Origin of the sequence: Streptomyces sp. CBMA291 (assembly GCF_014596525.1) — a bacterium.
In the GTDB taxonomy this organism is placed as follows: Bacteria; Actinomycetota; Actinomycetes; order Streptomycetales; family Streptomycetaceae; genus Streptomyces.
Genome location: NZ_MSJP01000087.1, coordinates 1 through 20416, shown reverse-complemented (window position 1 = coordinate 20416; position 20416 = coordinate 1). Strand labels below are relative to the sequence as shown.

Here is a 20416-nt window from a genome sequence, read left to right as displayed (position 1 = left end):
GGGGGGGGGGGGGGGGGGGAGGGGAGGGGCAGGCGGCCCGTCTCCCACCCCCGCCACCTGCCTACCCCCGCCCGATATACGGCATCCCCGTAGCCATCACCGTCGCGAACTGCACGTTCGCCTCCAGCGGCAGGGACGCCATGTGCACCACCGTCCTCGCCACGTCCGCCGCGTCCATCAGGGGCTCCGCCGCCAGACGGCCGTCCGCCTGGCGGATGCCGGTGCCCATCCGGGCCGTCATCTCCGTCGCCGCGTTGCCGATGTCCAGCTGGCCGCAGGCGATCCGGTACGGACGCCCGTCCAGCGACAGGGACTTGGTGAGGCCCGTGAGCGCGTGCTTCGTCGCCGTGTACGCGACCGAGTGCGGGCGCGGCGCGTGCGCCGAGACCGAGCCGTTGTTGATGATCCGGCCGCCCTGCGGGTCCTGTTCCTTCATGGCGCGGAAGGCGGCCTGGGCGCAGAGGAACGCGCCCGTCAGGTTGACGTCGACGGCCGCCCGCCAGGTCTCCGGGGCGAGGTCCTCGACGGGGACCCCGCCGCCCGCGAACGTACCGGCGTTGTTGAAGAGGAGGTCCACGCGCCCGAACCGGCCCCGTACCGCCGCGAAGAGCGCCGCGACCCGCTCCGGCGAGGTCACGTCCGTCGGCACCACCAGGAAGTCGCCGTCAGGAGCCGCCGAGGCCGTCTCCTCCAGGGCCTCGGCCCGGCGCCCCGCGAGCGCCACCGACCAACCCGCCGAGGCCAGGGCCAGTGCCACGCTCCGGCCGATCCCCGAACCCGCTCCCGTCACCACTGCGATGTCCATGGGCGCGCAGCGTACGCGAACGCTTAGTCCGATGAACTCATTGTTCCGCCACGTGGATGTTCTATTCCCGAAAGCGAGAAGTCGCCCCGTCCCCCTCGAATGATGGATGGACAGCATCCGCATCGGGGAGGGTTACATGACCCAGGCACACGACACATCCGCGCACTCCGAGGAACTCCGCGCCGCCGCCCGGCACTTCGCCCGCCGCCGGTTCCTCACCGGCACCGGAGCCGCCGCGGCGCTCGCCTTCGCCACCCAACTGCCCGCGTCCGGCGCCGCCGCGGCGGCCGAACTCGACGGACGCCGCGTCGCCGAGAACCCGTTCACCCTCGGCGTGGCCTCCGGCGACCCGCTGCCCGGCTCCGTACTGCTCTGGACCCGGCTCGCACCCCGCCTCTTCGAGCCCGACGGCGGGCTCCCCGCCAACCGGGTCACCGTCCAGTGGGAACTCGCCCGCGACGAGCGGTTCACCCGGAACGTCCGGCGCGGAACCGCCACCGCGCACCCGGAGTTCCGGCACACGGTCCACGTCGAGGTGCAACACCTCGACCCCGGCCACGTGTTCTACTACCGCTTCCGTGTCGGAGACTGGACCAGTCCGGTCGGCCGCACCCGCACCGCCCCCGCCGCACAGGCCCGCACCAGCGCCCTGAAGCTCGCCGCCGTCTCCTGCCAGGCCTACTACGAGGGCTACTTCACGGCCTACCGCCACCTCGCCCAGGAGGACGTCGACGTCGTCTTCCACCTCGGCGACTACCTCTACGAGTACGCCGTCAACGCCACCGGCGGCGCCCGCGCCTACACCGACCGCACCCTCCCCGCCGTCCTCAACCGCGAGACGGTCACTCTGGAGGACTACCGGCTGCGCTACGCCCTCTACAAGTCGGACCCCGACCTGCGCGCCGCGCACGCCGCACACCCCTTCGTCGTCACCTGGGACGACCACGAGACCGAGAACAACTACGCGGGCGACATCCCCGAGAACGACGTCCCGCCGGAGGAGTTCCTGCTCCGCCGCGCCGCCGCCTACCGCGCCTACTGGGAACACCAGCCGCTGCGCGCCCCCCAGCGGCCCACCGGCCCCGACATGAAGCTCTACCGGCGGCTGACCTTCGGACGGCTCGCCCAGTTCGACATCCTCGACACCCGCCAGTACCGCTCCGACCAGGCGTACGGCGACGGCTGGCAGGTCCCTGGCCCCGAGTCGGAGGACCCGTCGCGCACCCTGACCGGCGCCGCCCAGGAGCGCTGGCTGATCGACGGCTGGCGGCACTCGCGGGCCCGCTGGAACGTCCTGCCCCAGCAGGTCGTCTTCGCCGAGCGCCGGGACCGCCCCACCGCCGACTTCACGCTCTCCATGGACTCCTGGGACGGCTACCCGGCCTCCCGACAGCGGATCCTCGACGGCGCCCGGTCGGCCGGGGTGAAGAACCTGATGGTGCTCACCGGGGACGTCCACGTCAGCTACGCCATCGACCTCAAGGCCGACTTCCGCGACCCCGGCTCACGGACCGTCGGCACCGAGATCGTCACCACCTCGATCACCAGCGGCAAGAACGGCTCCGACCACCCCTCCAACTACGCCCGGATCATGGAGGCCAACCCGCACCTGAAGTTCTACAACGGACGGCGCGGCTATGTGACGGTCGCCCTCGGCGAGAACTCGGCCCGCGCCGACTTCCGTACGGTGCCGTACGTGACGACCCCGGGCGCCCCCGTGACCACGGTCGCGTCCTACGTCACGGAGGCGGGCCGGCCGGGTCTCAAGCCCGCGTGACCCGGTCCTCCCCCGGGTAGCGGACGCCGACGCGGTCCCGTACCGCGTCGAGCGTCCGCATCACCGCGAGCGATCCTTCGAGCGGGACGAGCGGGGACTCGGCGGCTCCCGCCCGCAGACAGCGCATCACCTCGACCGCCTCGTGCCGGAGGGAGTGCGGGTCGACGTCCGACGCGTACTCCTCCGGCTCGTGGCCGTCCCGGTGCAAGGTGAAGCGCTCCGGGTAGAAGAACCCACGCGGCACGTCGATCCGGCCCCGGGTGCCCGTCACCGAGGCCGTCTGCGGGGTGTCGGCCACGATCGAGCAGGAGAGCAGCGCCGACGCGCCGCTCTCCGTCCAGCCCAGCAGCATGCCCGTGTTCAAGTCGACGCCCTCGGGGGAGAGCAGCGCGTGCGCGTGGACCGTGTCCGGCTCTCCCAGGAGCAGCTGCGCGAACGACACCGGGTACACCCCGAGGTCGAGCAGCGCCCCGCCGCCCATCGCCGGGTCCCGGAGCCGGTGGTCCGGCGCGAAGGGACCCGCGAGCCCGAAGTCCGCCTGGACGGTCCTGATCTCGCCGATCGCCCCGCCGCGCACCAGCTCCGCGATGCGGCGGATCAGCGGATGGCAGTACATCCACATGGCCTCCATCAGGAAGAGGCCCCGGTCCCGGGCGAGCGCGACCAGCTCCGCCGCCTCGCGGGCGTCGAGCGTGAGAGCCTTCTCGCACAGCACGGCCTTGCCCGCCTCCAGGGCGCGGCCCGCCGCCTCCCGGTGCGCGTGATGCGGGGTGGCCACGTAGACGACGTCGACGTCCTCGTCCGCGAAGAGCCCGTCCCAGCCGCCGTACGCCCGGGGGATGCCGAACCGGTCGGCGAAGGACCGCGCCGACGCCTCGCCGCGGGAGGCCACGGCGACGACCTCCGCTTCGTCCAGCGTCAGCAGGTCGGTGGTGAACCGCTCCGCGATGCCACCCGTCGCCAGGATTCCCCAGCGCACCTTCTTCCCCATGTACCCCACCCGTTCCACAGAGTTCCCGACCATCCCGGTCGAGCTGAGAGCATAGGCAAGGATTCAACGAGATGGAGTTGTCGATGCCGGAGAGCGGCCGGAAGGCCACGTCAGGACACATAACCACCTCCCCGGTCACGGGGAGTGACACCCCTGCGGCACCCCGGAGCGACCCCGCCCCGGCCGGCCGCGACACCACCCCGGGCAGCGGAGACCCCGCCACCCCGGCAGGCGGCGGCGCCACCCCGACCGGCGGACCCGCAGCCCGGCGGACCGGGCTGCTCGTCACCCTCGTCCTGGGCGGGCTCACCGCCCTCCCCCCGCTCTCCATGGACATGTACCTCCCGGCCCTGCCGGAGGTCACCGGAGCCCTGAGCGCCCCCGCCACCACCATCCAGCTCACCCTCACCGCCTGCCTCGCGGGCATGGCACTCGGCCAGCTCGTCGTCGGCCCCATGAGCGACAAGTGGGGGCGCCGCCGCCCGCTGCTCATCGGCATGATCGTCTACGTCCTCGCCACCGCCTTCTGCGCCCTCGCGCCCACCGCCGGACTCCTCATCGGCTTCCGGCTCCTCCAGGGCCTCGCGGGCGCCGCCGGCATCGTCATCGCCCGCGCCGTCGTCCGCGACCTCTACGACGGCGTGGAGATGGCCCGGTTCTTCTCCACCCTCATGCTGATCTCCGGTGTCGCCCCGGTCGTCGCCCCCCTCATCGGCGGGCAGATCCTGCGGATCACCGACTGGCGGGGCGTCTTCCACGTCCTCACCGTGATCGGCATCCTCCTCACCGTGGTCGTCTGGCGCTTCCTCGGCGAGACACTGCCCGCCGACCGCAGGCACGAGGGCGGCGTGGGCCAGGCCCTGCGCACCATGAAGGGCCTCCTCGGCGACCGCGTCTTCACCGGCTACACGCTGACCGGCGGCCTCGCCTTCGCGGCGCTCTTCGCCTACATCTCGGCCTCGCCGTTCGTCGTACAGGAGATCTACGGAGCCTCCCCGCAGACCTTCAGTCTCCTCTTCGGCCTCAACTCCATCGGTCTCGTCGCCGTCGGCCAGATCAACGGCAAACTGCTCGTCGGACGCGTCAGCCTGGACAAGGTGCTCGGCGTCGGCCTCGGCGTCATCCTGCTCGCCGCCTTCGCCCTGTACCTGATGACCAGCGGCGTCTTCGGCGACCTCGGGCTCGTGCCGATCGCCGCCGGGCTCTTCGTCCTCATGTCGGCGATGGGCCTCGCCATGCCCAACACCAACGCCCAGGCCCTGATGCGCACCCCGCACGCCGCCGGATCGGCCTCGGCCCTGCTCGGCACCACCTCCTTCCTCGTCGGCGCGGTCGCCTCGCCGCTCGTCGGCATCGCGGGCGAGCAGACCGCCGTCCCGATGGCCGTCGTCCAGCTCTCCTGCGCCGCCCTCGCCCTCGCCGCCTTCCTCGGCCTGTGCCGCCCCTGGCAGGCGAACCGGACGAAGACCGGCCTCTAGGCCGTGTCCTCCCGGTCCCGCCGCGTCCCCGGTGTCACGATCCGTGGCACGGACGGACGGACGAACGGACGGCGAGAGGACCGGATGTGTGCCACTACTGCGGGTGCCGTGAGATCCCGCTGATCAAGGAGTTCATCGCCGAGCACGAGACGGTCACCGACCTCGCGGGGGACGCCGTGCGCGCCCTGCGGGCCGGTGACCGCGACCGCGCCCGGACCCTCGCCGCCCGTATGACCGTCGAACTGCGGTCGCACTGGGCGGGGGAGGAGCGGGGCCTTTTCGCGGTCATGGGCGAGAACGAGGAGTACACGGCGTACGTCGACGCCCTGGTGCGCGAACACCGGGAACTCGCCGCCTTCCTCGACGCCCTCGATCTCGACCAGGAGACGCAGCGGGACGCCTTCGTCCGCGCCGTCGACGAACTGCACGAGCACATCGCCAAGGAGGAGGACGGCCTCTTCCCGGCCTCCCTCACGGAACTCACCGGCGACCAGTGGGACCGCTCCTTCGCGGCCTGGCGCTCGGTCCACTCCGGCCGGGAGCCCCGGTGAGACCCACGACCTAGACTGTCTCGGTGAACGTCTCACCCGCCTCCGCCGACTCCCTGCGCGCCGCCCTCGCCGGGCTCCTCGACGGCCTTCCGCCCCAGCGGGCCACCCAGGCCGTCGAGCGGCTGATCGCCAACTACCGGGGCACCACCCCGACGGACGCCCCCGTGCTCCGCGACCGCTCCGACGTCGCCGCGTACGCCGCCTACCGGATGCCGGCGACCTTCGAGGCGGTACGCGGCGCCCTCCGCGCCCTGCGCGCGGCGGCGCCCGACTGGGAGCCCCGTACCCACACCGACGTCGGCGGCGGCACCGGCGCGGCGAGCTGGGCCGTCGCCGAGGCCTGGGGGGAGCGACCGCCCCGCACCACCGTCCTCGACTGGGCCGAGCCCGCCCTCGCCCTCGGCCGCGAACTCGCCGCCGGGACCCTGGACGCCGAGTGGCGCACGGCCAGGATCGGCGGTGCCCTCCGGCTCGCGGACACCGACCTCGTCACCGTCTCGTACGTCCTCAAGGAGCTGACCCCCGCCGACCGGACCGCCCTGGTCGCCGAGGCGGCGCGGGCCGCCGGGACGGTCGTGGTCGTCGAGCCCGGCACCCCCGACGGCTACGAGCGGATCATCGCGGCCCGGACCCTCCTCGTCGACGCCGGGTTCACCGTCGCCGCGCCCTGCCCGCACAGCGGGACCTGCCCCATCGAGCCCGGCGCCGACTGGTGCCACTTCGCGGCCCGGGTGAGCCGCTCCTCGCTGCACCGGAAGGTCAAGGGCGGCTCCCTGCCGTACGAGGACGAGAAGTACGCCTACGTGGCCGCGACCCGCCTCCCCGTGACGCCCGCCGCCTCCCGGATCACCCGCAGGCCGCAGATCCGCAAGGGCCTGGTCCAGTTCGACCTGTGCGGCCCGGACGGCCTCGCCCGCGAGACGGTCACCAAGCGCCACGGCCCCCTCTACAAGCAGGCCCGTGACGCCGAGTGGGGCGATGCCTGGCCGCCGGAGGAGACGGCCTAGACGGGGCCTACGGGCGCAGCTCCTGGGTGCAGCACTTCACACTGCCGCCGCCCTTGAGGAGTTCGCCCAGGTCCATGCCGAGGGGCTCGAAACCACGCCGCCGCAGCGGCTCGAAGAGACCCACCGCCGTCTGCGGCAGCAGGACGTGACGGCCGTCGCTCACCGCGTTGAGCCCGAGGGCCGCCGCGTCCCCGGCGCCCGCGAGCAGCGCGTCGGGGAACAGCCTCGCGAGCACCGCGCGGCTCTCCGGCGAGAACGCGTCCGGGTAGTACATGATCTCGTCCGCCGCGTCGTCCAGGACGCACAGCGCCGTGTCCAGGTGGTAGTAGCGCGGGTCCACCAGCTCCAGGCCGATCACCGGACGCCGGAAGAACTCCTGCGCCTCGTCGCGGGCGAGCGGGCTGGACCGGAAGCCGCGCCCGGCCAGGATCCAGGAGGCGGTGACGGCGAAGTCCCCCTCGCCCTCGTTGACGTGCTCCGGTGCCCGTACGGCCTCGTCCGCCCAGCCGTTCGCGCGGAACCAGGACAGGTGCCGGGCGGCCTCCTCGGCGCGCTCCGGGTGGGCGAACCGGGCACCGAGCACCCGGCCCCCGACGACCGTGGCGCCGTTCGCCGCGAAGACCATGTCCGGCAGCGCGGGATCGGGGGTGAGCAGGTCGACGGTGTGGCCGAGCGCCAGATAGCGGTCGCGCAGGTCCTCCCACTGGGCGAGGGCGAGCGGCGGATCGACCGGTTTCGTGGGGTCCATCCACGGGTTGATGGAGTACGTCACCGAGAAGTGCGCGGGTGGGCACATCAGATAGCGACGGGGCGAGGACACGCGCGGAGTGGTGCGCAAGGAGGGCTCCTCACGGGCGGACGGAGGGACGGACGGGCCCGCGTCACATGGGCCCCGTCGCGGTGGTGGACCCATGGTCCGCCCTCGACGCCCGACGCGCTGTGGACCGTTCGGGTGGTTCGCCCCGGGCGGCCCCTGTAGCGCCGGGGAGGCCGCGCCCGTAGCGCCGGAGGGGTCGCGCCCGTAGCGTCAGGGAGGCCGTCTCCGTGACGTCGGCAAGGCCACCTCCGTAGCGCCAGGGAGGCCGTCTCCGTGGCGCGGGTAAAGCCCCTCCGTAGCGCCGGGAAGGCCACCCCCGCAGCGTCAGGAAGACCGCACCGCAGCGCCCCGAGAACCAGCCGCCGGGCAGCGCCCCGCGGACCAGCCGTCGCCACCATGCGAGACGTCTCGTCTCGCCCGCTGCTACATTGGCCGCCATGCCCGAGCCCAAGGCCCCCGACGCCTCCCGCCGCAGTGAGCGCTCCCGGCGTGCGATCTTCGACGCCGCCCTCGGTCTCGTCACCGAGAACGGCTACGCGAAGACCACCATCGAGGGCATCGCCGCCCGCGCGGGCGTCGGCAAGCAGACCATCTACCGCTGGTGGCCCTCCAAGGCGGCCGTCCTCCTCGACGCCTTCCTCGATCTCGCCGCCCGCGCCAATGAGGGCCTCGGCGGCGACGCCGACAGCGAGATCCCCGACACCGGGGACCTCGCCGCCGACCTCCGGTACGTCCTGCGCGCCACCGTCGACGAGCTGAACGACCCCACGTTCGACGGCCCCACCCGCGCCCTCGCCGCCGAGGGCATCGTCGACCCCGAACTCGGCGCCCGCTTCACGGAAGCCCTGCTCGAACCGCAGCTCGGCTTCTACGTGCGCCGGATCGAGGCCGCGCAGGCCGCCGGTGACATCGACCCCGGCGTCGATCCCCGTACCGCCTGCGAACTGCTCGTCGGCCCGCTCCACCACCGCTGGCTCCACCGCACCCTGCCGCTGACCCACGCCTACGCCGACAGCCTCGTCGACCTCGCCCTGCGCGGACTCGGGACGAGGAACGGACCCGCGACGGGCCACTGACGCGTTTCACCTCACCCCGGTTCCCCACTCCGGTCACCCGGAGCGCAGGATGGTGGGACCATGGGCAGAGCCGAACGGGCGAGCATAGAGGTGTGAGGGGATAGATGGGCGACGGCATCGGCCGCAATCGCGGCACGGAGAGCAGACTCGCACAATGGCTGCGCAGGCGCCCCAAACGCACCGCGGCCGAGGACGAGAACGCGCGCGAGAAACTGCTCCTGGCCGTCGCCGCCGCCGGGCTGCCCCTGGCCCCCGCCGCGTACCCCGTGGGCTACAGCTGTTCCTGCGAGCGGATCGGCTGTCCCACCCCCGCCCGCCACCCCGTCTCCTTCGCCTGGCAGACGCAGTCGACCACCGACCGCGCCCAGATCGAGCGCTGGGCCAGGAACGAGCCCGAGGCGAACTTCATCACCGCCACCGGCATGGTCCACGACGTCCTCGACGTGCCGCTCGCCGCGGGACGGGCCGCCCTGGAACGGCTGCTCGCCGAAGGCGTCGAGGTCGGGCCGGTCGCCGAGTCCGCCGACATCGACCCGGTCGGCGGCCGGATGCTCTTCTTCACCGCGACCCGGGGCACCCCCGAGGACGAGGACGAGTGGTGGCCCTGCGAGCTGGACTGCCACCCGGAGACCATGGACGAGCACCCGGGGCTCCGCTGGCACTGCCGGGGCAGCTATGTGCTCGTCCCCCCGGCCCGCCTCCCCGGTGACGAGGACGCGCAGCCGGTCGTCTCCTGGGTCCGGGGCCCCGAGCATCCACTGCCCGACCCGCTGAACCTCCTGGAGACCCTCCAGGACGCCTGCGCCCGGCACGCGGCGGAGAGCGACGGCGGCCAGGCCCACGAGATCGCCTGGCCCCTGACCCGCTGACCCGCTGACCCGCTGAGCCCGGACCTTCCCGGATCCGTCGACACCCGCCCCGATCCGTCGAGTGCCCGTCCGCGAGCCTCTGGCGGATCGTTCCGGCGCCGCTACGAGCCCTGTGCCGCCACCACTCCCTGGAGGCGGGCCAGGACCGTGACGGCGTCCTCGTCCGCGCCCGCCGGCTTCACCAGGGCCACCTGGTCGGTGACCCACTCCTTGGTCACGGTGTTCCTCACCTCGCCGGTCAGCAGCGCCTTGACACCGGGGTCGACCTTCGGCCGGTAGCCCGGCGCCGCCGTCTGGCGCTCGTAGGAGCGGGTGGAGAAGAAGACGAACGCGCCGCCGTCCCTCGTCCGCAGCGCGAAGGGCGCGAAGTCGCCCCGGTCCGTCACCCGGTCCACGTACTGGGTGACGAGCCCCGGACGGCTGGCGCCCTTCCGCCGCTGCTCCCGCCACAGGGTGGTGTGCGGCCCCGCAGCGAACGGCCCCGGGCGCCCCTCCTTGAGATACGAGACGTACTCCTCGCCCAGCTTCCCGGGCGCGACCGCGAGGGTGTCGGTGTCCGCCGCGACGGGCACCGCGTACCCCTGCTCCTCGGCGAACTCGGGCACCTGGGAGGGGGTGAGGATCACCAGATGCGCCGCCTCCCACGGCTCCTGGGGCCCGCTCCGCAGGAAGAGCAGCAGCCAGCGCTGGTCGCCGGGGCCCTGGCCGGTGTCCGTGTTCGGGTCGGTGTCCGCGAGGAACCAGCGCGGCCAGCCCGCCTTCCGGGGCAGGGTGAACCGCGCGTCGGTCAGTTCGAGGGGCCGGTGGGCCGGATTGCCGCCAGGGTGCTCGGCGGCCCGTGAGCGCAGCCCCGCCTGGTTGATCTCCCCGAGCGGACCGGTGACCCGGCTCGCGTCCAGAGCCGGGTCGTTCGCCTTGTCGGCGCGGTTGTAGGCCGCGGTGAAGTCGGCGAGCGCCGCCGCCGCCTCCGACTCCGTGGCCGGGGGCAGCAGTGCCTGCTCGCCGTGGACGGTGACGCAGCCGCCCGCCGTGAGTGCCAGGGCGACGGCGGTCGCCGCCGCTCCCAGGAGCCTGGCGGACCGCCGTGCCGACGCCCGGCTACGCGTTCGTACCGGTGCTGACCTCAGCCTCAGCCTGCTCATCGGTCGCCTTCTGCCTCTTCACCCACGCGGACGGAACCGACCCTATCGGGGCCAGGAACAGCGCGAGGGTCGGGACCAGATACAGCGCCCACACCGTGACCTGAAGGACCGTCGGGTCCGGCTGGAAGTTGAACACGCCCTTGAGGAGGGTGCCGTACCAGCTGTCCGGCGGGATCGTCGCCGAGATGTCGAAGGCCTTGTTCGTCAGACCGGGCAGGAAACCGGCCTCCTGGAGGTCGTGGACGCCGTACGCGAGCACGCCCGCCGCCACCACGACCAGCATCCCGCCGGTCCAGGTGAAGAACTTCGCCAGGTTGATCCGGAGCGCGCCCCGGTAGAACAGCCAGCCGAGCAGCACCGCCGTGAGCAGACCGAGGAGGACGCCGGTCAGCGGGGCGTACGTGCCGTCCGAGGACGCCCGGACCGAGGCCCACACGAAGAGCGCCGTCTCCAGACCCTCGCGGCCCACCGCGAGGAAGGCGGTGGCGACCAGCGCGCCGGTGCCCATCTGGAGGGCCGAGTCCAGCCTTCCGTGCAGCTCCGTCTTGAGGTGCCGGGCCGTGCGCCGCATCCAGAAGACCATGCAGGTCACCAGGATGACCGCGACGATCGACAGGGAACCGCCGAGCAGCTCCTGCGCCTCGAAGGTCAGCTCCTGGGAGCCGAACTCCAGACCCGCGCCGAAGGCGAGGGCGACACCGACGGCCACGCCGATGCCGATCCAGATCGGCTTCAGGGCGCCCCTGTTCCCGGTCTTCACCAGGTACGCGATGAGGATGCAGACGACCAGGCTGGCCTCAAGGCCTTCGCGCAGGCCGATCAGATAGTTACCGAACACGTCGGTGCTCCTTCTCCTTCAGGCTCCGTCAGGAGAACAGCGCCCGGCCCCACCAGTCGTCCTTGTCCCGGACGCCCGGCGGGATCGCGAACAGCGCCGAACCCACGTGCTGGATGTATTCGTTGAGGGCGTCCGCGCGGGCCAGCGAGGTCTGCACGGGGATGAAACCGGTTCTGACGTCCTTCTGGTACGCCAGGAAGAACAGGCCCGCGTCCAGGCGCCCGAGGCCGTCGGTGCCGTCCGTGAAGGAGTAGCCCCGGCGCAGGATCGTCGCCCCGGCGTTGCTGTCGGGGTGCGCGAGCCGGACGTGGGAGTCCGGCTTCATCGCCTTCAGGAACGGCTCGTCGTGCTCCTTGGCCTTGCCGGGGGCCGCGCCCTCGCGCTTGTCGCGGCCGAAGACGTCCTCCTGCTCGGCGAGCGGAGCCCGGTCCCAGGTCTCGATGTGCATCCGGATGCGCCGGGCGACCAGGTAGGAGCCGCCGTCCAGCCAGGCGGCCGGGCCCTGGGCGTCCTTGCCGGAGACCCAGACGTGCCGGTCGAGGCGGTCGGTCTCGGTGCCCGCGATGTTGCGGGTGCCGTCCTTGAAGCCGAAGAGGTTGCGGGGGGTCTGGGCGTCGGGGGTCGTCGAGGACGTCTTGCCGAAGCCCAGCTGGGACCAGCGGACGGCGACCTTGCCGAAGCCGATCCTGGCCAGGTTGCGGATGGCGTGCACGGCGACCTGCGGGTCGTCGGCGCAGGCCTGGACGCAGAGGTCGCCGCCGCTGCGCGCCGGGTCGAGGTTGTCGCCGGGGAACCGGGGCAGGTCGACCAGCGCGTCGGGCCGCCGGTCCTTCAGGCCGAAGCGGCCGTCGAAGAGCGAGGGGCCGAAGCCGATGGTGAGGGTGAGCCGGGAGGCCTTGAGGCCGAGGGCCTCGCCGGTGTCGTCCGGCGGCGCCTCCGGAAGGCCGCCGTAGGCGCCGTCGCCGACCTCGGCACCGGCCGTGATCCGCTCGGCGGCCCGGGTCCAGTCCTTGAGGAGCTGGATCAGCTCGTCGCGGTCCTTCGTCGTCACGTCGAAGGCGGCGAAGTGCAGCCGGTCCTGGACGGCGGTGGCGATGCCCGCCTGGTGCGGGCCGTGGAACGGGACGGCGGAGCCGCTGTCGGCGACCGGTACCGGGGTGTCGTCCCCGGCGTTGACCAGGGCGACGGCCCCGCCCGCCGCGACGGCACCGAGCGCGAGCCCGGCGCCGCCCCAGCCCATGACCGTACGGCGGGAGGGCGAGGCGGCCCCGCCCTCCGGGCTCTGCCGGTTCTCCTCGGACATGTCCGTATCCCGTTCCCTGGTGATCCGGTGGCTGCTTGGCTGCGACTACTTGACGACGGCGGCGGCGAGCTTGGAGAGCGGCTCGGCGAGGGCGTTGACGCCGTCGGACAGCTCCTTGCGCTCGGCCTTGCCGACCTTGTCGTACGAGGTGAAGACGTAGCCGTTCTTGTCGGCGCGGTACTTGTCGAGAAGGGTGTTCAGCGCGGCGAACTGCTTGTCGAGTTCGGCGACGAGCTTCGGGTCGTTCTTCGAGGCGACCGGCTTGAGCAGGTCGAAGGACTTCTGCGCGCCCTCGACGTTCGCCTTGAAGTCGACGAGGTCGGTGTGCGAGTAGCGCTCCTCCTCGCCGGTGACCTTGCCGCTGGCGACCTCGTCCAGGAGTTCCTTGGCGCCGTTGGCCATGGAGGTCGGGGTGATCTCGGCCTTGCCGACCCGCTTCACCCAGTCGGCGAGGTCCTTGTCGAGGGTGTCGGCGAGGGTCTTCTCGGCGGCGCCGATCTTCTTGTCGTGCCAGAGGGACTTCTCCAGGCGGTGCCAGCCGGTCCAGTCCTTGGCCGGGTCCTGGCCGTCCTCAAGGCCGTCCTCGCGGACGTCGACCTTGGGGTCGATGTCGCCGAAGGACTCGGCGACGGGCTCGGTGCGCTCCCAGCCGATCCGGGACTCGGCGTACGCCTTCTTCGCGGCCTCGACGTCACCGGCGCGGACGGCGTCGGTGAAGACCTTCACCTTGGGCAGGGTCGCCTCTGCCTGGGCCTCGACGTACTGGCGGTAGGCGGAGACGGCGGCGTCCATCTCGGGGGAGCGCTGGGGGCCGGTGGCGGCGCCGGTGGCCTTGACCTGCTGGCGGATGCCCTCGCCCTTCATGCCGGGCTTGCAGGCGATCTCGTAGTCGCCGGCCTTGATCTCGGCGGTCAGGCTGGCCTTGGTGCCGGGGCCGATGTTCTCGCGCTCGGTGACGATGCGGGCGTCCGGGAAGAGGACGTACACCTCGGTGATCTTGGAGCCGCGGTTCTCGACGGCCAGCTTCACGTGCCCGGCGGGGAACTCCTTGGCGGAGACCTCGCAGGAGTCGTCCTTGGCGATGACGGTGATCGTGCCGTCGGCCGCCTTGCCGTCGCTCTTCTCGGCGCAGCCCGTGACGGCGGCCAGAGTCGCCGCGGTCGCGGCGGCGGTGACGACGGAGAGACGGACGGCTCGCATGGGGACTCCAGGAACGAGGGACGGCTGAGGCGAACCTAACTTAACCGAGGCTTACCTGAGCCATACCCGTCCGTCCAGTGATTCACCTCTCAGCTCGGGCGGGCCGGATACGAAGGGATCACGAAGCTCCCACGGAGTCCCCATGGGATGGTCAAGGACCAGTCAAGAAGGGCGGGATTGCTCTTCCTTGTCCGTATTCGACTCATTCGGCCCGGATGTATGGGGAGCCCGCTTCGGTACGACCAGGGGCGCGCCCGTCGCCGGGTGCGGGAAGACCTCCACCGGCTGCCGGTAGACCCGGGAGAGAACCTCCGCGTCCAGCACCTCCGATGGCGGCCCGTCGGCCGCGATCCGGCCCCCGTGCAGCACTCCGATCCGGTCCGCGTACGCCGCCGCGAGCCCGAGATCGTGCAGCACCACCACCACCGCGTCCCCGGCCGCCGCACGCTCCCGGCAGATCCGCAGCACCAGCTCCTGATGGCGCAGGTCCAGGGCGGCCGTCGGCTCGTCGAGCAGCAGCAGCCCGGTCCGCTGGGCCAGCACCCGGGCCAGGGCGACCCGGGCCCGCTCGCCGCCGGAGAGCGCCGAGAAGGGGCGTGCGGCGAACCGCTCGACCTCGGTCGCCGCCATCGCGGCGGCGATGGCCGTCTCGTCCTCCGCCTCCCGCTCGGTGCCCGCCCACGGCGCCCTGCCCATCCGCACCACGTCGCCGACGGGGAAGGGGAAGGCGAGCGCCGCCGCCTGCGGCAGCACCGAGCGGCGCAGGGCCAGTTCACCGGGCGACCAGGCGTCCACGGACCGGCCCCCGATCCGTATCTCGCCCGAGGTGGGGGCGAGGTCGGCGGCGAGCGCGGCCAGCAGCGTCGACTTCCCGGCGCCGTTGGGCCCCACCAGGGCCAGGACCTCACCGGCCCGCACCCGGACGTCGACCCCGTCGAGCACCGTCCGGTGCCCGAGGGCCACCCGGAGCCCGACGGCCTCGGCGACCACCTCGCCGGGCGCGGCGGGGGAGGGGAGCGAGCGCGGGCGCCGGTCCGGGAGCAGCGCGCGCAGAAGTGCCGATGTCATGCCCAACCACCTTGCCTGCGACGGGTCCTGCGCAGCAGCCAGAAGAAGAACGGGCTGCCGATGAGGGCGGTGAGGACGCCCAGGGGAAGTTCCGCCGGAGCGGCGATCGTCCGGGCCGCGAGGTCGCCCCCGGCGAGCACGACTGCCCCGCCGAGCGCGCTGCCCGGGATGAGGAAGCGGTGGCCGGGGCCGTTCGCCATCCGCAGCAGATGCGGGACGAGCAGTCCGACGAAGGTGATGACGCCCGCCACCGCGACCGCCGCCGCAGTGAGCAGCGCCACCACGAGGATCAGCGCGATCCGCAGCCGCTCCACGTCCACGCCGAGGTGCCGGGCGGGCCGCTCGCCGAGCGCGAGGAGGTCGAGCCTGCGGGCGTAGAAGGGGGCGACGGCCAGACCGGCGAGCGCGCACGGCAGGACGGCGAGGACCTTGGGCCAGGTGGCCTGGGCGAGCGAGCCGAGCTGCCAGAAGGTGATCTGGGTGACCTGCGCGTTGTCGGCGAAGAAGAGGAAGAGGCCGATGAGCGCGCCCGCGAAGGCGTTGACGGCGATGCCGGTGAGGATCAGCGTCACCACCTCCGTACGCCCGTCGGAGCGGGAGAGCGCGTACACCAGGAGGACGGTCACCAGACCCGCGACGAAGGCGCAGAACGGCACCGTCCAGTTGCCGAGGAAGGTGAGCCCGAGGGCGATGGCGCCGACCGCGCCCACGGCGGCGCCGGAGGAGATGCCGATGACGCCGGGCTCGGCCAGCGGATTGCCGAAGACGCCTTGCATGAGGGCGCCCGCGCAGCCGAGGGAGGCGCCGACGAGGAGGGCGAGGACGACCCGGGGGAGCCGGATGTTCCACAGGACGCTCTCGGCCGTGCGGTCGAGGGCGTGCCCGCCGAGCCCGATCCGGTGCTGGACCGAGGCGAGGACGTCGCCGAGCGGGATCTCGTACGCGCCGATCCCGGCGGAGAGGAGGGCGAGCAGCAGCAGGACGCCGAGGAGGCCGACGGTCAGGAGGAAGCCGGTGCGGCGGGGGGCGGGCCGGGGCTCGGGGGCGGCCGGTGCCGGTTTCTCCGCTGTCTCGGTCGTCTCCGCCGTCTCCGGCAGGGCTTGTCCGGTCGCGGGCGGTTCGGGCGTGGCCGGGGCGGGGGTGGCCGGGGCGGGGGTGGGCGGGGCGTCGGGGAGCGTGGTCACTTGCCCTCCCCGTACAACTGGTCGACCAGGGACTTCAGTACCCGGTCGGTGCGCGGGCCGTAGTTGAGGAGGACGCCGTCGTCGACGGTGACGACCCGCCGGGACGCGCCCGCCGGGGTCTCGGTGACACCGGGGATGCGGACCAGACCGTCCACGCCCTCGACGGACGCGAGTCCCTTGCTCATGACGAGGATCGCGTCGGGCGCGGCTTTCGCCAGGGCTTCGCTGGTGATCGGGGTGAAGTCCTTGGTGAGGCCGGACTCCTTGCCCGCGTCGACGGCTCCGGCCGCCTCCAGGAGGGAACTCGCGCCGGACTCGGCCCCGCCGAGCAGATAGACGGCGGCCGAGCCCCGGACGTAGAGGAACGCCACCCGGGGCTTCTCCGCGTGCGCCGGGATCCCCTTCTTCACCGCGTCGATCCGCTCCTGGGTGCGCCGTTCGAGGGCGTCCCCGGAGCCGGGTACGCCGAGGGCGGCGGCGACCGCGCCGATCCGGGGCCCGACGTCCGCGAGGCTCTTGGGCGGGGCGACCACGACGAGCGGGACGCCCGCGTCCCGGATCTGGGCGATGGCCTCGGCCGGTCCCGTGGTGGTCTCGGCGAGCACCAGGGTGGGCCGGAGCGAGAGCACGCTCTCGGCGGAGACATCGTGGGCCCGGGTCACCACCGGCAGCTTCTCCGCCTGTTCGAAGGTGGCGGTGACGTCCCGGGCGACGACCCGGTCGCCGAGCCCGAGGGTGAAGACGATCTCGCTGAGGGAACCGGTGAGCGGGACGACCCGCTCGGTGGAGGTCACGGTGACCCGGCGCCCGTCGGCGGAGGGGACGGTGACGGGCAGTCGGGGCGCGGCCGGGGCGGCGAGCGGTTCGATCCGGTCGGGCCCCGGGGCGGACACGGGGGCTCCGTTTCCCGCTCCGTCCCCGCTTGCGTTGCTGCCCCCTCCACCGCAGCCGGTCGCCGCGAGGGCGAGCGCGAGCACTGCCGTCAGTGCTCCCGCGAGGCGAGTTCTGCGCACCGGACACCGTCCTGTCTTCGTTCCGCTTCGTTCTGCCTGGGATCGGCTCTGCCGGGGGGTGCGCCCCTTGAGCCGAACGTAGTTTAGGTTAGCCTTACCTGAGTATCCATACCTCGGAGGGGTCCCATGCCGCTGCCCAGATCCGCCCGCGTGCTCGCCGTGACCCTGTTCACGGCCCTGCTCGCCGCCCTGGTCCCGGCCACCGCCGCCCATGCGGAGAGCCGCACGGTGCAGGGCGGGCGGCTCGACTGGGGCATCCGCTCCTCCTTCCTGAGTTACGTCACCGGGCCCGTCGCCCAGGGAAGTTGGGGGCTCACCGGCGGAGCCGCCACGGTCGGCGGCGGCCAGTTCCGCTTCCACTCCGCGCAGGGCTCCTACGACCCCGCCACCGGAGCCTTCGAGGCCGCCTTCTCCGGCGGCGTCCACTTCACCGGCCACCCCAAGGCCGACGGCGGCAACGAACTCGACCTCACCGTCAGCCGCCCCCGCGTCCGCGTCTCCGGCGGACAGGGCACCCTCTACGCCGACATGGCGAGCAAGGCCAAGGGCAGCGGCCGGATGACCGTCACCTCCGGCGTGCCGATCGCCACCCTGAACGTCGGCGGCATCGACATGCGCGGCGGCGGCAGCCCCCTCAGCCTCACCGGCGTGCCCGCCACCCTCACCGCGCAGGGCGCCACGGCCTTCGCCGGCTACTACCCGGCCGGTACCGCGCTCGACCCGATCAGCCTCACCGTCGACGTCAACACCCCGCGGCAGGCACCGGCCGCCACCCCGCCCGCCGCCACCCCGGCCAAGCCCTCCGCCACGACGGACGCCACGGCGACCGCCAAGCCGTCCGCGACCGCCTCGGCCACCGGCGGTCTGCACACCGCCGTCGTCGACTGGGGTGTCCGCCGCACCTTCCGCGAGTACGTCACGGGCGCGGTCTCGCAGGGCGAATGGGCCCTCGCCGACGGCGCCCAGGACGGCGGCGCGCTCTTCCGCTTCCCCTCGGGCAAGGGTGCGTACGACCCGGCCAAGGGCACCCTCGACGCCGCGTTCGCGGGCAGTGTCCGCTTCACCGGCGCCCATCTCGACCTCACCCTCGGCAAGGTCGCGGTGAAGGTCTCCGGCGGCACCGGCACCCTCAGCGCCGACGTCACCAGCGCCGGGAAGACCGACAAGGGCGTCCCCCTCGTCACCTTCGCCGCCCGCGACCTCACCCCGAAGAACGGCCTCGCCGTCGTCACCGAGGCCCCCGCCACCCTCACCGAGGGCGGCGCCAAGGCCTTCGGCGGGATGTACAAGGCGGGCACCGAGATGGACCCGGTCTCCCTCGCCGTCGCCGTCGACGCCAAGGCCGCCCTGCCGGCCCTCCCCGACCTCGGCAGCGCGCCCACCACCCCGGCCGCCACCCCGTCGGCCGCCACCTCCGCGCCGACCGCCCCCGCGGACCCGGCCCCGGTCGCGTCCGCCCAGGACTCCGGCCCCTCCGCGGGCACGTACCTCGCGATCGGCGGAGGCGTGCTGCTCGTCGCCGTCGCCGCCGTGTTCACCGCCGTGCGCCGTCGCCGTTCCGGCGCCGGAACCCCCGCCGCCTGACCCTCCCTCACTTCCGCTTCCGCGCACCCCCGTCGCGCTCCGCATCCGTTCTAGGAGAAACCCGTCATGGCCATCCCCCTGCGCCGTTCCGTCTCCCTGGCCGCCGCCGTCGCCACGGCCGCCGCTCTGGGCGCGGGCGCCGTCGCCCTCGCCCTGCCCGCCGCGGCCGCCGACAGCACGCCGCCGATGTCGCTGGTCGACGGCACCCTGGACTGGGGCATCAAGCAGTCGTTCCGCTCGTACCTCGCACAGCCCTTCTCGCACGGCAAGACCACCGTGGAGGGCGGCGCCCGGCAGGCCGACGGCAACGGCGTCTTCACCTTCGTGGAGGGCACCGGCACGTACGACATGACGACGCACGGCACGGCCAACTCCTTCAAGGGCGGGGTGCGCTTCGAGGCGCACGAGGGCGCCCTGGACATCCGCATCTCGGACGTCCGGCTCTCCACCAAGGGCTCCGCCGCGCCGACCGGCGAGATCACCGCCGACGTCGTCACCAGGGAGAAGGACGGCTCCTACAGCACCCGGGACGACATCGTCTTCGCCGCGCTCGACATGACCGGCGTCAAGCCCGGTCAGGGCGCGGGCGGCGCCATGGTGTTCAAGGACATCCCGGCGAAGCTGACGAAGGACGGCGCGGCGGCCTTCGCGGGCTTCTACAAGGAGGGCGACGCGCTCGACGCGGCGACCCTCACGGTGAAGGTGGGCGGCCGCCCGACGACCCCGCCGACGACGGCACCCACGCCGGACCCGACCACGGAGCCGACGACCGGCCCGACGACGGAGCCGACGACCGGTCCGACGACCGAGCCCACCACGGGTCCGACGACGGAGCCGACGACCGGCCCGACCACGGAGCCCACCACGGGTCCGACCACGGAGCCGACGACCGGTCCGACGACGGAGCCCACCACGGGTCCGACGACGGAGCCGACGACCGGTCCGACGACCGAGCCCACCACCGGCCCGACGACCGGCCCGACGACCGAGCCCACCACGGGCCCCACCACCGGCCCGACCACCGGCCCCTCCACCACCCCCACCACCGAGCCCACCGCCACCGAGACGCCCGCTCCGGTCAACGCCAAGCTCACCTGGGGTGTGAAGGAGAGCTGGCAGCGGTACGTCGGCCAGATCTGCGGCGGCAAGATCACCGCGTCCGACGGCGCCGAGCACCACGGCGACGCCTACGACTTCGGCTTCGTCAAGGCCGATCTCGACGCCGACGCCCGCAAGCTCGACGCCGCGTTCGCCGGGAAGGTCGCCTTCTCCTGCGACTCCCACGGCATCGACTGGACCATCGGCGACCTCAAGGTGAAGGCCTCCGGCACCACCGGCACCCTCACCGCCGACGTCACCTCCGCCCAGGGCACCGCCAGTGACGTGGCCTTCGGCGACCTCGACCTCTCCCGGGCCGACTGGACCGCCAAGGACGGGCTCGTCACCCTCGCGAACGTCCCCGTGAAGCTGACGGCGGCCGGTTCGGCGACCTTCACCGCCCCGGGCGGCCAGGGCGGCTACCCGGCCGGTACCGAGATGGACCCGCTGACCCTGACGGTCGCGCTCGACAAGGACGCGGTGCTGCCCGGGACCTCCGGCGGCACCGGCACGGGCGGCTCGGACGGCTCCGGCGGCACCGGGGGCTCCGCTGACGGTGGCGCCTCCACCGGCGGCGCGGGCAGCGTCGGCGGCGGCAGCGTGGGTGGCGGCAGC

18 protein-coding genes are annotated in these 20416 nt (G+C 73.2%); 8 read left to right on the top strand and 10 right to left on the bottom strand.

The window, feature by feature from the left end:
- Positions 1-61: 61 nt before the first annotated feature.
- The gene (locus BU197_RS21175; protein WP_188269875.1) at positions 62-805 is read right to left on the bottom strand and encodes an SDR family oxidoreductase; all 744 of its coding nucleotides are present in this window, start codon (positions 803-805) and stop codon (positions 62-64) included.
- A 136-nt stretch (positions 806-941) separates the two neighbouring features.
- On the opposite strand from BU197_RS21175, the gene BU197_RS21170 reads away from it, so the two are divergent.
- Entirely contained in the window at positions 942-2582 is a 1641-nt protein-coding gene (locus tag BU197_RS21170; RefSeq protein WP_188269874.1) for an alkaline phosphatase D family protein, read from the top strand.
- Here the strand turns inward: BU197_RS21170 and BU197_RS21165 are convergent.
- Complete coding sequence (locus BU197_RS21165; protein ID WP_188269873.1) at positions 2569-3573, bottom strand: Gfo/Idh/MocA family protein; 1005 nt, start codon at positions 3571-3573, stop codon at positions 2569-2571. The genes BU197_RS21170 and BU197_RS21165 overlap by 14 nt on opposite strands.
- A gap of 83 nt (positions 3574-3656) precedes the next feature.
- On the opposite strand from BU197_RS21165, the gene BU197_RS21160 reads away from it, so the two are divergent.
- The 3 genes from BU197_RS21160 to BU197_RS21150 all read left to right on the top strand — a co-directional run bounded on the left by BU197_RS21160 (position 3657) and on the right by BU197_RS21150 (position 6609).
- Positions 3657-5051 (top strand): multidrug effflux MFS transporter, encoded by a 1395-nt coding sequence (locus BU197_RS21160; protein ID WP_188269879.1) that lies wholly within the window; start codon positions 3657-3659, stop codon positions 5049-5051.
- Positions 5052-5137: 86 nt separating this feature from the next.
- Positions 5138-5602, top strand: a complete 465-nt coding sequence (locus tag BU197_RS21155; RefSeq protein ID WP_188269872.1) for a hemerythrin domain-containing protein — start codon at positions 5138-5140, stop codon at positions 5600-5602.
- A gap of 23 nt (positions 5603-5625) precedes the next feature.
- Positions 5626-6609, top strand: coding sequence for a small ribosomal subunit Rsm22 family protein (locus tag BU197_RS21150; RefSeq protein WP_188269871.1), 984 nt, complete (start codon positions 5626-5628; stop codon positions 6607-6609).
- Between the two features lie 7 nt (positions 6610-6616).
- Here the strand turns inward: BU197_RS21150 and ddaH are convergent, their stop codons facing one another.
- Complete coding sequence (ddaH, locus tag BU197_RS21145; RefSeq protein ID WP_411158510.1) at positions 6617-7447, bottom strand: dimethylargininase; 831 nt, start codon at positions 7445-7447, stop codon at positions 6617-6619.
- Positions 7448-7863: 416 nt separating this feature from the next.
- Here ddaH and BU197_RS21140 point away from each other — a divergent pair, with 416 nt between their 5' ends.
- Together BU197_RS21140 and BU197_RS21135 are read left to right on the top strand one after the other, a co-directional pair.
- Positions 7864-8502: a TetR/AcrR family transcriptional regulator gene (locus BU197_RS21140; RefSeq protein ID WP_188269870.1), complete on the top strand. Its 639-nt coding sequence runs from the start codon at positions 7864-7866 to the stop codon at positions 8500-8502.
- A gap of 104 nt (positions 8503-8606) precedes the next feature.
- A complete protein-coding gene (locus BU197_RS21135) occupies positions 8607-9371 on the top strand; it encodes a bifunctional DNA primase/polymerase (protein WP_188269869.1) in 765 nt (254 codons plus the stop codon).
- Between the two features lie 101 nt (positions 9372-9472).
- Here BU197_RS21135 and BU197_RS21130 read toward each other — a convergent pair whose 3' ends face one another.
- The 7 genes from BU197_RS21130 to BU197_RS21100 all read right to left on the bottom strand — a co-directional run bounded on the left by BU197_RS21130 (position 9473) and on the right by BU197_RS21100 (position 17119).
- Positions 9473-10513: a hypothetical protein gene (locus tag BU197_RS21130; protein ID WP_223183870.1), complete on the bottom strand. Its 1041-nt coding sequence runs from the start codon at positions 10511-10513 to the stop codon at positions 9473-9475.
- Entirely contained in the window at positions 10470-11351 is an 882-nt protein-coding gene (gene efeU, locus BU197_RS21125; protein WP_188269868.1) for an iron uptake transporter permease EfeU, read from the bottom strand. Before efeU ends, BU197_RS21130 begins: the two co-directional genes overlap by 44 nt.
- A 28-nt stretch (positions 11352-11379) precedes the next feature.
- Positions 11380-12654 carry an iron uptake transporter deferrochelatase/peroxidase subunit gene (efeB, locus tag BU197_RS21120; RefSeq protein ID WP_188269867.1) on the bottom strand — a complete coding sequence of 425 codons (1275 nt, stop codon included), beginning with the start codon at positions 12652-12654 and terminating at the stop codon, positions 11380-11382.
- A 45-nt stretch (positions 12655-12699) separates the two neighbouring features.
- A complete protein-coding gene (gene efeO / locus BU197_RS21115) occupies positions 12700-13854 on the bottom strand; it encodes an iron uptake system protein EfeO (protein ID WP_188269866.1) in 1155 nt (384 codons plus the stop codon).
- Positions 13855-14016: 162 nt separating this feature from the next.
- A complete protein-coding gene (locus BU197_RS21110) occupies positions 14017-14922 on the bottom strand; it encodes a heme ABC transporter ATP-binding protein (RefSeq protein ID WP_188269865.1) in 906 nt (301 codons plus the stop codon).
- Positions 14919-16019, bottom strand: coding sequence for an iron ABC transporter permease (locus tag BU197_RS21105; protein ID WP_188269876.1), 1101 nt, complete (start codon positions 16017-16019; stop codon positions 14919-14921). The genes BU197_RS21110 and BU197_RS21105 overlap by 4 nt, the downstream gene beginning before the upstream one ends.
- Positions 16020-16102: 83 nt before the next feature.
- Positions 16103-17119, bottom strand: a complete 1017-nt coding sequence (locus BU197_RS21100) for a hemin ABC transporter substrate-binding protein (protein WP_317452308.1) — start codon at positions 17117-17119, stop codon at positions 16103-16105.
- 126 nt (positions 17120-17245) lie between these two features.
- Here BU197_RS21100 and BU197_RS21095 point away from each other — a divergent pair, with 126 nt between their 5' ends.
- Entirely contained in the window at positions 17246-18703 is a 1458-nt protein-coding gene (locus tag BU197_RS21095; RefSeq protein ID WP_188269863.1) for an HtaA domain-containing protein, read from the top strand.
- 66 nt (positions 18704-18769) lie between these two features.
- On the top strand, positions 18770-20416 hold a 1647-nt coding region (locus BU197_RS21090), incomplete at its 3' end, for an HtaA domain-containing protein (RefSeq protein WP_188269862.1).

What these genes read in the sequence shown, in the direction of transcription:
- BU197_RS21175 (WP_188269875.1), bottom strand. Translation starts at nt 805, where the DNA reads ATGGACATCGCAGTGGTGACGGGAGCGGGTTCGGGGATCGGCCGGAGC.
- BU197_RS21140 (WP_188269870.1), top strand. Translation starts at nt 7,864, where the DNA reads ATGCCCGAGCCCAAGGCCCCCGACGCCTCCCGCCGCAGTGAGCGCTCC.
- BU197_RS21160 (WP_188269879.1), top strand. Translation starts at nt 3,657, where the DNA reads ATGCCGGAGAGCGGCCGGAAGGCCACGTCAGGACACATAACCACCTCC.
- BU197_RS21095 (WP_188269863.1), top strand. Translation starts at nt 17,246, where the DNA reads ATGCCGCTGCCCAGATCCGCCCGCGTGCTCGCCGTGACCCTGTTCACG.
- BU197_RS21110 (WP_188269865.1), bottom strand. Translation starts at nt 14,922, where the DNA reads ATGACATCGGCACTTCTGCGCGCGCTGCTCCCGGACCGGCGCCCGCGC.
- efeB (WP_188269867.1), bottom strand. Translation starts at nt 12,654, where the DNA reads ATGTCCGAGGAGAACCGGCAGAGCCCGGAGGGCGGGGCCGCCTCGCCC.
- efeO (WP_188269866.1), bottom strand. Translation starts at nt 13,854, where the DNA reads ATGCGAGCCGTCCGTCTCTCCGTCGTCACCGCCGCCGCGACCGCGGCG.
- BU197_RS21165 (WP_188269873.1), bottom strand. Translation starts at nt 3,573, where the DNA reads ATGGGGAAGAAGGTGCGCTGGGGAATCCTGGCGACGGGTGGCATCGCG.
- BU197_RS21170 (WP_188269874.1), top strand. Translation starts at nt 942, where the DNA reads ATGACCCAGGCACACGACACATCCGCGCACTCCGAGGAACTCCGCGCC.
- BU197_RS21130 (WP_223183870.1), bottom strand. Translation starts at nt 10,513, where the DNA reads ATGAGCAGGCTGAGGCTGAGGTCAGCACCGGTACGAACGCGTAGCCGG.
- BU197_RS21135 (WP_188269869.1), top strand. Translation starts at nt 8,607, where the DNA reads ATGGGCGACGGCATCGGCCGCAATCGCGGCACGGAGAGCAGACTCGCA.